Below are 11,479 nucleotides of genomic sequence, written 5' to 3'. Positions count from 1 at the left end.
GCCCCGGCCGGCCCCGCCACGAACCGATCCGCGCCGGGAGCCCGTGGGGTCCCGGCGCGGATCGTCGGATCTCGGTGGCACGGGCCTTACCCCCCGTTGCCCTGCTGGCTGGTGATCGCCGGCTGCCCGTCGGCCGGCTGCGGGACGCCGATCAGCCGACCGTCCGGCAGCCGGATGTACGCCGGTTCGCCGGCCTCGACCAGGCCCAGCTTGCGGGCCTCCGCGGTCAGGTTGCCCGGCTCCTTGGCCTCCTCGATCTCCTTCTCCAGTTGCTGCTGGTCGACGTCGAGGCGGGCCTGCTGCTGCTGGAGCTGCTGGAGCTTGAACGCGTTCTCGTTGATCTTGGTGTTGACCGCGAGGATGCCCAGCACCCCGCCGACGACCAGCACCACGATCAGCGCCGCGAACGGAGCCCGGGGCACCCGGACCGGCGGCGGCGGCGCCACCCGCAGCCGGGGCGACCCGGCGGCGGTGGCGGTACGGGTGGCCGGCTGCTCCGCCGGCCGCAACGCGGCACTGCCCTGGGTGGGGAACTCGCGCGCCCCCCGGCGCGTCTCCCCCGCTCGACCGGCGAGGTCCGCCGGCGTCGTGGTACGGGTCGTGCGCTGCGCCGTGGTCCGGCCCCCCGACCGCGGTGCGCGCTGCCCGACGACCGCGTCGCGGCCGTCACGCTTGTTGACGTTCATGTCCCCTCCCCCTGTTCGTCCGTCCTGCCGTCCCCCGGAGTCGACTCCAGGTCCACCGTGGAACCCCGCGTCGACCCCGTGCCCGGTTGGTGCATCGCCCTGACCCGTCGGCCGGACCGTTCGCGGTCGGTCCGCCCCTGCTGCCCGGTGGCCGGGTCGAGTCGCTCCGCCGCCCGCAGCCGCACGGACGCGGCCCGCGGGTTCGCGGCGACCTCGGCCTCCCCGGCCAGTTCGGCACCCCGGCTGAGCAGCCGGAACGTCGGACCCGACCCGGGGAGTTCCACCGGAAGGTCGACCGGGCCCTTACTGCGGACCCGGTCGGCGAGCGCCTGCTTGGTGAGCCGGTCCTCCAGCGAGTGGTAGGACAGGACCACCAGGCGACCGCCCACGTGGAGCTTGTCGAGGGCAGCCGGCAGCGCCGTCTCCAGCACCGCCAGTTCCCTGTTTACCTCGATGCGTAAAGCCTGAAACGTTCTCTTGGCCGGGTGTCCCCCGGTTCGTCGCGCTGGTGCCGGAATGCTCTCCCTGACCAGCTCCGCCAGCCGGGCCGAGGAGGTGATCCGCCCCCGCTCCCGCTCCCGCAGGATCGCCGAGGCGATCCGGCCGGCGAACTTCTCCTCGCCGTAGACCCGCAGCACCCGGGCCAGCTCCGGGTGGGAGTAGCTGTTGACCACCTCTTCGGCGGTCACCCCCCGGGTCTGGTCCATCCGCATGTCCAGCGGCGCGTCCTGGGCGTAGGCGAACCCGCGGTCGGGCGCGTCGAGTTGCAACGACGAGACCCCCAGGTCGAACAGCACCGCGTCGACGCCCGGATAGCCCAGCCGGTCCACCACCTCGGGCAGCTCGTCATAGACGGCGTGCTCCAGGTGGATCCGGTCGGCGAACCGGGCCAGCCGGACCCGGGCGTGCGCCAGGGCCTCGGTGTCCCGGTCCAGGCCGATCAGCACCGTGTGCGGATGCCGTTGCAGCACCGCCTCGGCGTGGCCGGCCAACCCCAGCGTGGCGTCGACGTGGACCGTACGGCCGCCCCGGTCCAGCGCGGGGGCCAGCAGCTCGAGACACCGCTCAAGCAGCACCGGCACGTGCGTGCCGCGTAGCTCCCCCATGTCGACCCCCACTGTGGAATATGTCTCGTCGTGTCGCGCTCTGCTCGTCGGACGACGCCGTGCCGTCGTACCGCCAGATCCCCATCCGCTCCCGCCCCGGCCCCCGGGCCGACGCCCGGAGTGGAGATCGTGCCCCTGGCACCGGGGAAGGGGCGCCAGGAACTCGAAAGCGGCTGGAGATCTCGCAGTACGTCGGGCGTCGCCGCGCCCTACAGACCGCCGGGCAGCACCCCCTCCTCGATGTCGGCGAAGTCGTCTTCGCTGTCGGCGAGGTAGGTCTCCCAGGCCGTCCGGTCCCAGATCTCCACCCGGGTGGACGCCCCGATCACCACCAGGTCCCGGTCGAGCGCGGCATAGGACCGCAGGTGGGACGGGATGGTGACCCGGCCCTGCTTGTCGGGGACCTCGTCGTGCGCGCTGGCGAAGAAGACCCGGCTGTAGGCCCGGGCCGCCTTGTTCGTCATCGGCTGCGCGCGCAACTGGTCGGCGATCCGTTGGAACTCGGGGGTGGGGAAGACGTAGAGGCAGCGATCCTGCCCTTTGGTGACCACTACACCCCCCGCAAGCTCGTCCCGGAACTTGGCCGGAAGGATCAAACGGCCCTTTTCGTCCAGGCGCGGAGTGTGGGTGCCGAGAAACACCGGCCCAACCCCCTTGCCCTGAGCGGCGTTCGCGGCGCCGCTGACCCCCTGGGCCGGTGGGCCCTCCCGGCCTCACCACTGCGCCCCACTCTACTCCACTTCCCTCCACCTGCAACCAGAATCGCCGCCCCGGCGCGTCGCCGTCCCGGCTAAAACCGCACGTCAGAGCGGGTGGAGCGGAGTGGAGGGGCGCGCCGGGCCGGGACCGCGTCCGCTACCCGACATAGATCGACTCCATCCGGTGGAGCGCCCGCCGACCGGATGCCCGGCCCGCCCCGACCGAACGGTTCGCCGTCGGCGGCGATCTGGCGGGCGCGGAGGTCCGGTAACCTCGCTCGCGTGACGGACGCGAAGATGCCCCTGCGGGCGAAGGTGGCCAGCTCCGTGTCGAGGACCGCCGCGGCGCTGTCGCGCGCCGCCGGCCGGGGCGACGGCTCGGTGATCGGCGGTTGGATCGGGCTGAAGATCGACCCGGACCTGCTGGCCCACCTCTCGGCCGGACGCGCCATCGCGCTGATCTCCGGCACCAACGGCAAGACCACCACCACCCGGCTCAGCGCCGCCGCCGTCGGCGTGCTCGGCCGGGTCGCCACCAACTCGTTCGGCGCCAACATGCCCACCGGGCACACCTCGGCGCTGGCCAAGGCCGGCAGCACCCCGTACGCGGTGCTGGAGGTCGACGAGCACTACCTCGCGCAGGTGCTGGAGGCCACCGAGCCGCACGTGGTGGCCCTGCTCAACCTCTCCCGCGACCAGCTCGACCGGGCCAAGGAGGTCGCCATGATGGCGCAGCTCTGGCGCGCGGCGCTGGTCCGGCACACCGACGTACGGGTGGTGGCCAACGCCGACGACCCGATGGTGGTCTGGGCGGCCACCCCACCGGCCGACCCCGCGCAGGGCGTCCGCCCGCCGCACGTCACCTGGTTCAGCGCCGGCCAGCGCTGGCACGACGACTCCTGGGTCTGCCCCGAGTGCGGCTCCACCATCCAGCGCTCCGGCGAGCAGTGGTGGTGCACCGGCTGCCCGCTGCGCCGCCCGGACGCCCAGTGGACGGTGGAGGACGACGGTGTGCTCGACCCCACCGGGGCCTGGCACAAGGTGACCCTCCAGCTCCCCGGCAAGGTCAACCTCGGCAACGCGGCCACCGCGCTGGCCGTCGCCGCCGAGTTCGGGGTACGCCCCGTCGACGCCGTCTCCCGGCTGCACACGGTCACCTCGGTCGCCGGCCGGTACGCCCAGGTCGACCGGGACGGACGCAACATCCGGCTGCTGCTGGCCAAGAACCCGGCCAGCTGGCTGGAGGCGTTCGACATGGCCGACGAGGCGCCCACCCTGCTGTCCATCAACGCCCGGGACCCCGACGGGCTGGACACCTCCTGGCTGTTCGACGTCGACTTCGCCCCGCTGCGCGGCCGGCAGGTGCTGATCACCGGCGACCGCGCGTACGACCTGGCGGTCCGGCTCGACGTCAACGGGGTGCCGTTCCAGCACGTCCGGGCGTTCGGCGAGGCGGTCCGGGCGGTCCCGCCGGGCCGGCTGGAGGTCATCGCGAACTACACCGCCTTCCAGGACATCCGAGCGGAGTTGGACCGTGTCAACTGAGAGCCTGCGTATCGTCTGGATCTACCCCGACCTGCTCTCCACCTACGGCGACCGGGGCAACCTGCTGATCCTGGCCCGCCGGGCGCAGCAGCGCGGGATGCCGGTCGAGGTCATGGAGGTCCGCTCCGACCAGCGGCTGCCCGCCACCGCCGACATCTACCTGCTCGGCGGCGGCGAGGACGGCCCGCAGGCGCTCGGCGCGCAGCGGCTGCTCGCCGACGGCGGCCTGCACCGCGCGGTCGCCCAGGGTTCGGTGGTCTTCGGCGTCTGCGCCGGCTACCAACTGCTCGGCACCTCCTTCTTCGCCAAGGGCACCCGGTGCGCCGGGCTGGAACTGCTCGACCTCTCCTCCGACCGGGGGCCCACCCGGGCGGTCGGCGAGCTGGCCGGCGAGATCGACCCCCGGCTGGGCGTACCGGCGCTGTCCGGGTTCGAGAACCACGGCGGTCGCACCCACCTCGGCCCCGGCGTGTCGCCGCTGGCCCGGGTCAGTGCCGGGGTCGGCAACGACGGCGTCACCGAGGGCGCGTGGCGGGGCAAGCTGCTGGGCACGTATTCGCACGGGCCGGCGCTGGCCCGCAACCCCGCCCTGGCCGACCTGCTGCTGCGCTGGGCCACCGGCGCGCACCAGCTGCCGCCGCTGGACGACACCTGGGCCGAGCGGCTGCGCACCGAACGCCGCGCCGCGGTGGCCGCCGCCGCCCGCCCGTGATGTCCGCCGCCCGCCCGTGACCTCCGCCGTCCGGCGGCTGCTGCGCCAGCCGTCGGCACGTCGGTTCGCCCTGCTGCTGGTCATGCTGGCGGGGTTCGTGGTGCTGCTGCTGGTGACGCCGCACCCGGACGTCGCCGAGCTGCCCCGGCTGGCCGACGCCCTCGGCGGGTACGCCCCGGTCGCCGGGATCGTCGTCGGGGCGTTGCTGCTGGTGGCCCTGGTTCCCCGTACGTTCGTCACGCTCGTGGCGGGGGCCGTGTTCGGCCCGCTGGAGGGGGCGGCGTACGCACTCGGCGCGGCGCTGCTGGCCGCCGCGCTCGGCTTCGCCGTCGGGCGGGTGCTGGGCCGGGAGTTCGTCGCCGAGCGGGTACGCGGCCGACTGGCCCGGCTCGACGGCTGGTTCGCCAGGCAGAGCGTGCTCGGTGTGGTCACCGTACGGATGCTGCCGATCGCCGGGTTCGGGCTGGTCAGCTACGGCTACGGCACCACCGGCGCGCGGCTGCTGCCGTTCCTGGTCGGCAGCGTGCTGGCCTCCGCCCCGACCGCCTTCGGCTACGCCGCGATCGGCGCGGCGGCCAGCTCCCCCGGCAGCATCAACTGGTACGCCGCCGCCCCGGCCAGCCTCGGGCTGATCGCCAGCGCGGTGCTGGCGTACCAGTGGTGGCGGGCGGAGCGCGCCCGTCGGTCCGCAGTCGCCGACCCCCGCCCCTGACCGGACGGAACCGGCCCGCCGGGGCGCGCGCGACGGGTGGCGGCTCGGGCGACGGGCGGCAACCCGGGACGGGTCCCGCCGGAATGGTCGGGCCGGGTGAGCGGTATGCCTGAGCGTCATCAATATGACTCTCAGGCATACCGCTCACGTCGACAGTTGTCCCGGCCCGCCGTCACCGCGCGCTACCGCGGCCCCACAAACCGGCCGGGCCCGGAAACCGGCCAGGCGCGCGACCGGCCGCGCCGGCCGCGTGAGCCGCCCCGCCACGGGCGGACGGCACCGTCAGGCGACGACCGAGACCAGCCGGCCCGGCACCACGATGACCTTGCGCGGTTCCTTGCCGGCCAGCGCGGACGCGACCGCCTCCAGGGCCGCCGCCCGGACGGCCTCCTGCGCCGCGTCGGCCGGCACCTCGATCCGGCCCCGGACCTTGCCGTTGACCTGCACCGGGTAGGTGACCGTGTCGGCGACCAGCAGCGCCGGGTCGGCGGCCGGGAAGTCGGCGTACGCCAGCGAGGTGTCGTGGCCCAGCATCCGCCACAGCTCCTCGGCCACGTGCGGGGCGAACGGGGCCAGCATCAGCACCAGCGGCTCGGCCACCTCGCGCGGGGTCTGCTCCAGCCGGGTCACCGCGTTGGTCAGCTCGATCAGCTTGGCGATCGCGGTGTTGAACCGGATGCCCTCCATGTCGGTCCGGACCCCGTCGATCACCCGGTGCAGCAGCCGTCGGGTGGCCTCGTCGGCCGGCGCGTCGGTGACCCGCAGCGTGCCGGTCTGCTCGTCGACCACGGCCCGCCAGACCCGTTGCAGGAACCGGTACGACCCGACCACCGCCCGGGTCTCCCAGGGGCGGGACACCTCCAGCGGGCCCATCGACATCTCGTACACCCGGAAGGTGTCCGCGCCGTAGGCCGCGCACATGTCGTCGGGGGTGACCACGTTGCGCAGCGACTTGCCCATCTTGCCGTACTCGCGGGTCACCTCGTGCTCGCCGTGGAACCAGCGGCCGTCGACCTCGACGACCTCCTCGGCCGGCACCGGCGTGCCCCGGGAGTCGCGGAACGCGTACGCCTGGATCATGCCCTGGTTGAACAGCTTGCGGAACGGCTCGAACGACGACACGTGGCCCAGGTCGTACAGCACCTTGTGCCAGAACCGGGCGTACAGCAGGTGCAGCACGGCGTGCTCGGCGCCGCCGACGTACAGGTCGGTGCCGCCGCAGTCGCCCTCGGCGCGTGGGCCCATCCAGTACGCCTCGTTCTCCGGGTCGACGAACCGCCCGGAGTTGGTCGGGTCCAGGTAGCGCAGCTCGTACCAGCAGGAGCCGGCCCACTGCGGCATCACGTTGGTCTCCCGGGTGTACCGCTGCGGCCCGTCGCCCAGGTCCAGCTCCACCTCCACCCAGTCGCGCCGCCGCGACAGCGGGGTCTCCGGGTTGCTGTCGGCGTCGTCCGGGTCGAACGTCTTGGGCGAGAAGTCGTCCACCTCGGGCAGTTCGACGGGCAGCATCTCCTCGGGCAGCGCGATGGCCGTGCCGGTGGCGTCGTAGACGATCGGGAACGGCTCGCCCCAGTAGCGCTGCCGGGAGAACAGCCAGTCCCGCAGCCGCCAGGTGACCGCGCCGACGCCGTGGCCGTTGGCCTCCAGCCAGGCGATGGTCGCCGCCTTGGCGTCGGCCACGCCCAGCCCGTCGAGGTCCAGGCCGCGCTCGGGCGCGGCGCTGTTGATCGCCGGCCCGTCCCCGGTCCACGCCTGCCCGTCGAACCCGTCGGCGGGCTGCACGGTCCGCACGATCGGCAGCTCGAACACCTCGGCGAAGGCCCAGTCCCGCTCGTCCTGGGCGGGCACCGCCATGATCGCGCCGGTGCCGTAGCCGGCCAGCACGTAGTCGGCGATGAAGATCGGAATCTGCCCGCCGGTGACCGGGTGGGTGGCGTACGCGCCGACGAAGACGCCCGTCTTCTCCTTGGTGTCGGCCTGCCGCTCCACGTCGGTCTTGGCCGCCGCCGCCTTCCGGTACGCCTCGACGGCCGCCCGGGGGTCGGCGTGCCCACCGGTCCAGGCGTCCCGGGTGCCGTCCGGCCAGGCGTCCGGGGTCAGCGCGTCGACCAGCTCGTGTTCGGGGGCCAGCACCAGGTAGGTGGCCCCGAAGATGGTGTCCGGCCGGGTGGTGAAGACTCTGATGCGGGCTCCGCCCGCGACACCGGAATCAGTGGTCCCGGTCGGGAAGTCGATGTGCGCGCCGGTGGAGCGGCCGATCCAGTTGCGCTGCTGGAGCTTGATCGACTCGGGCCAGTCCAGCGTGTCCAGGTCGTCCAGCAGCCGGTCACCGTACGCGGTGATCCGCATCATCCACTGCTTCAGGTTGCGCTTGAACACCGGGAAGTTGCCCCGGTCGGAACGGCCGTCCGGGGTGACCTCCTCGTTGGCCAGCACCGTGCCCAGCCCCGGGCACCAGTTCACCGGCGCCTGCGAGACGTACGCCAGCCGGTGGTCGTCGACGATCCGCCGCTGCTCGGCCGGGCTCAGCTCGGCCCAGGCCCGGCCGTCGGGGGTGGGCCGGTCACCGGCGGCGAAAGCGGCGGTCAGCTCGGCGATCGGACGGGCCCGCCGCGCCTGCGGGTCGTACCAGGAGTTGTAGACCTGTAGGAAGATCCACTGCGTCCACCGGTAGAAGTCGGTGTCGATGGTCGCCACCGAGCGCCGGTCGTCGTGGGCCAGCCCCAGCCGGCGCAGCTGCGCCCGGTACCGCTCGATGTTGGCCACCGTGGTCGTGCGGGGGTGGGTGCCGGTCTGCACCGCGTACTGCTCGGCCGGCAGGCCGAACGCGTCGAAGCCCATCGCGTGCAGCACGTTGCGCCCGGCCATCCGCTGGTAGCGGGCGAAGCAGTCGGTGCCGATGTAGCCCAGCGGGTGCCCGACGTGCAGCCCCGCCCCGGACGGGTACGGGAACATGTCCAGCACGTACAGCTTCTCCGCGCCCGCCCGGGGGTGTCCCGGGTCGGCCAGCGGACCTGTCGGGTTCGGCGCGTGGAAGGTGCCCTCCCGCTCCCAGGTGTCCTGCCACCGACGCTCGATCTCGTCGGCCATGGCCGCGGTGTACCGGTACGGGGGGATGTCGCCCGCCGGTGCGGCTGTCTCACTCATGCCTTCTCCTTGGCGGTCGTCGCGGTCATGTCGGGTCGGGTAAGCATCGGGCCCGGGAGACCCTGCCGTGGGCACGAAAAAGCCCCCCGCACAGGAGGGGCCGCCGTGCTGTCACGCGTCAGCGCATCAGCACGGCCCGGTAAGAAGCAGGAAGACGCTGGCCATGTACTGCAGTTTACCCCGTGGCGTCGGTCGACCGCCCGGCACATCCACCGCACGACGGTCACCTTCCGTGGTCGCCCGGCCGCGTCCGGTCCCCCGACCTGACGAATATCCGCTGCGTGACCGGCCGACTTCCGGCAGGGTTCGGCGTTCACCGTAAACATGGTTAGCCTGAGAGACCAGTGCGATTCCTGCGGCAGACGAGGCTTCCCGTTGCGAACCGAACGACGGGTCCAGGTGCTCTTTACCGAGCTGCCGTCGCGACGAGGAGAAGGCCCGTGACACAACAGACCTGGGACGAGGTGGGCGGCGTGCTGCCGCACGACGAGTTCCGCGCCGCCAGCGAGGCCATCGTGGCCAACATCGAGCAGGTCATCGAGGGCAAGACAGCGACCGTCCGGCTCGCCCTGGCCGTCCTGCTGGCCGAGGGGCACCTGCTGATCGAGGACGTCCCGGGCGTCGGCAAGACCAAGCTGGCCAAGGCGCTCGCCCGGTCCATCGACTGTTCCGTGCGGCGCATCCAGTTCACCCCCGACCTGCTGCCCAGCGACGTCACCGGGGTCAGCGTCTACAACCAGGAGACGCACGACTTCGAGTTCCGCCCCGGTGCGGTCTTCGCCAACCTGGTGGTCGGCGACGAGATCAACCGGGCCTCGCCCAAGACGCAGTCCGCGCTGCTGGAGTGCATGGAGGAACGCCAGGTCACCGTCGACGGCGTCACCTACCAGCTCCAGACCCCGTTCATGGTGATCGCCACCCAGAACCCGATCGAGATGGAGGGGACGTACCCCCTGCCGGAGGCGCAGCGCGACCGGTTCACCGCCCGGATCGCGATGGGCTACCCCGGCCCGGACGCCGAACTGGCCATGCTGGACGGGCACGGTGCCGCCGACCCGCTCCAGGAGCTGCGTCCGGTCTCCGACGCCGACACGGTCCGCCGCCTGATCGCCACCGTGCGCAACGTGCACGTCGCCGACGCCGTCAAGCAGTACGCCGTCGACCTGGTCACCGCCACCCGGGAAGCCCCCGACCTGCGGTTGGGCGCGTCCCCCCGGGCCACCCTCCAGTTGCTGCGCACCGCCCGTGCGGTGGCCGCCCTGGAGGGCCGCGACTACGTGCTCCCCGACGACCTCCAGGCGCTCGCGGTGCCGGTCCTGGCCCACCGGATCATCCCCACGGCCGACGCCCAGCTCGCCCGCCGCACCACCGACGCGATCGTCGCCGAGCTGGTGCACCGGCTGGCCCTGCCGCCGGACCGCAAGCGCCCCACCGGGTACGACACGCCCCGCCCCGCCGCCGGCAACGGCCGCCCGCCGTTCGAGCCGCGGAGGCCGTGACGTGCGGGACGGGCTGCGTGGCCTGACCACCCGGGGCCGGTCGTTCCTCGCGGCGGCCATCGCCGCCGCGATCTCGGCCGGCATCCTCGGCGAACGGGACCTGCTCCGGGTGGCGGTGCTGCTCGCCGTCCTGCCGTTGCTCGCCGCGCTCTACGTCGGCCGGACCCGGTACAAGCTGGCCTGCAACCGCTCGCTGGACCCGCACCGGGTGCCGGTCGGGGCCAGCTCCCGGGTGGTGCTGCGGTTGCAGAACATGTCCCGGCTGCCCACCGGCACCCTGCTGCTGGAGGACCGGCTGCCGTACGCGCTGGGCAGCCGGCCCCGGGTGGTGCTGGAACGGCTCGGCGCCCACCAGGCCAGCTCGGTCGCGTACACGGTGCGTGCCGACGTGCGCGGCCGGTACGAGGTGGGTCCGCTGGTGATCCGGATGACCGACCCGTTCGGGTTGTGTGAGCTGAGCCGGGCGTTCCCCAGCACCGAACAGCTCACCGTGATCCCGCAGGTCACCCCGCTGCCCTCGGTCCGGCTGCCGGGCGAGTACGCCGGCAGTGGCGACAGCCGGGCCCGGTCGGTGGCGGTGCACGGCGAGGACGACGCCGCCACCCGGGAGTACCGCAGGGGCGACGACCTGCGCCGGGTGCACTGGAAGTCGACAGCCCGTACCGGTGAGCTGATGGTGCGCCGCGAGGAGCAGCCCTGGGAGAGCCGGGCCACGGTGGTGCTGGACACCCGGGCGCACGGGCACCGGGGCGACGGCCCGACGGCCAGTTTCGAGTGGGCGGTGTCCGCCGCCGCCAGCATCGCCGTGCACCTGCGCCAGGCCGGCTACAAGCTGCGCCTGGTCACCGGCGACGGGGTCGACGTCGACGCCAGCGAGGCCACCGGGGACGGCCTGCTCCTCGACCACCTCGCCGACGTCCGGCTCGACCAGCGCGGCGACGTGGCGACGCTGGTGCAGCGGGTCCGCCAGCGCGCCGACGGGGGCCTGATCATCGCGTTGTTCGGGTCGCTGACCACCAGCGAGGCGGAACTGCTCGGCGGGTTGCGCGGCAACGGGGCGACCTGCGTCGGTTTCGTGCTGCACAGCTCCACCTGGCTCAGCCTGCCCGAACGGGCCCGGTACGAGTCCGAACAGGCCCACGCCGCCGCCGCGCTGTCGCTGTTGCAGGGCGGCTGGCGGGTCATCGGGGTCGACCACGACGGCCAGCTGCCGGCGCTCTGGCCGCAGGCCGGGCGCGGGTCGCAGGGCTTCGCGCTGCGCGCGGCGCTCGCCGAGACGGTCGCCGGTGCCGTCCGGTGACCCGACGGCGCACCGGCACCGTCCCCGGCCGCCGCACCGCCGACGGCCCCGCCACCGACGCCCGCCGACAGAGA

General features: G+C 73.5%; 9 protein-coding genes. 5 read left to right on the top strand and 4 right to left on the bottom strand.

Annotation, left to right across the window (positions count from 1 at the left end; all coding sequences use genetic code 11):
- Positions 1-86: 86 nt before the first annotated feature.
- The 3 genes from ACWCHM_RS05150 to mraZ all read right to left on the bottom strand — a co-directional run bounded on the left by ACWCHM_RS05150 (position 87) and on the right by mraZ (position 2,433).
- Entirely contained in the window at positions 87-686 is a 600-nt protein-coding gene (locus tag ACWCHM_RS05150) for a hypothetical protein (RefSeq protein ID WP_204959278.1), read from the bottom strand.
- Positions 683-1,792, bottom strand: coding sequence for a 16S rRNA (cytosine(1402)-N(4))-methyltransferase RsmH (gene rsmH, locus ACWCHM_RS05145; RefSeq protein WP_281895583.1), 1,110 nt, complete (start codon positions 1,790-1,792; stop codon positions 683-685). The genes ACWCHM_RS05150 and rsmH overlap by 4 nt, the downstream gene beginning before the upstream one ends.
- A 209-nt stretch (positions 1,793-2,001) precedes the next feature.
- The gene (mraZ, locus tag ACWCHM_RS05140; RefSeq protein ID WP_204959280.1) at positions 2,002-2,433 is read right to left on the bottom strand and encodes a division/cell wall cluster transcriptional repressor MraZ; all 432 of its coding nucleotides are present in this window, start codon (positions 2,431-2,433) and stop codon (positions 2,002-2,004) included.
- 354 nt (positions 2,434-2,787) lie between these two features.
- Here mraZ and ACWCHM_RS05135 point away from each other — a divergent pair, with 354 nt between their 5' ends.
- The 3 genes from ACWCHM_RS05135 to ACWCHM_RS05125 are packed head-to-tail and all read left to right on the top strand — an operon-like array spanning position 2,788 to position 5,459.
- Positions 2,788-4,035 carry a MurT ligase domain-containing protein gene (locus tag ACWCHM_RS05135; RefSeq protein ID WP_145922959.1) on the top strand — a complete coding sequence of 416 codons (1,248 nt, stop codon included), beginning with the start codon at positions 2,788-2,790 and terminating at the stop codon, positions 4,033-4,035.
- Positions 4,025-4,747: a type 1 glutamine amidotransferase gene (locus tag ACWCHM_RS05130; RefSeq protein ID WP_204959281.1), complete on the top strand. Its 723-nt coding sequence runs from the start codon at positions 4,025-4,027 to the stop codon at positions 4,745-4,747. Before ACWCHM_RS05135 ends, ACWCHM_RS05130 begins: the two co-directional genes overlap by 11 nt.
- Before the next feature lie 16 nt (positions 4,748-4,763).
- Positions 4,764-5,459: a TVP38/TMEM64 family protein gene (locus tag ACWCHM_RS05125; RefSeq protein ID WP_281895580.1), complete on the top strand. Its 696-nt coding sequence runs from the start codon at positions 4,764-4,766 to the stop codon at positions 5,457-5,459.
- A gap of 282 nt (positions 5,460-5,741) precedes the next feature.
- Here the strand turns inward: ACWCHM_RS05125 and leuS are convergent, their stop codons facing one another.
- Positions 5,742-8,606: a leucine--tRNA ligase gene (gene leuS / locus ACWCHM_RS05120; RefSeq protein ID WP_454221623.1), complete on the bottom strand. Its 2,865-nt coding sequence runs from the start codon at positions 8,604-8,606 to the stop codon at positions 5,742-5,744.
- Positions 8,607-9,046: 440 nt separating this feature from the next.
- Between leuS and ACWCHM_RS05115 the strand changes: the two genes are divergently transcribed.
- Complete coding sequence (locus ACWCHM_RS05115) at positions 9,047-10,105, top strand: AAA family ATPase (protein ID WP_088643029.1); 1,059 nt, start codon at positions 9,047-9,049, stop codon at positions 10,103-10,105.
- Between the two features lies 1 nt (position 10,106).
- Positions 10,107-11,405, top strand: coding sequence for a DUF58 domain-containing protein (locus ACWCHM_RS05110; protein WP_204959283.1), 1,299 nt, complete (start codon positions 10,107-10,109; stop codon positions 11,403-11,405).
- Positions 11,406-11,479: the final 74 nt, after the last annotated feature.

Source organism: Micromonospora sp. SCSIO 07396, assembly GCF_053667945.1.
The sequence above is the reverse complement of the archived record's forward strand: the minus strand, read 5'-3'. Positions and strand labels throughout refer to the sequence as shown.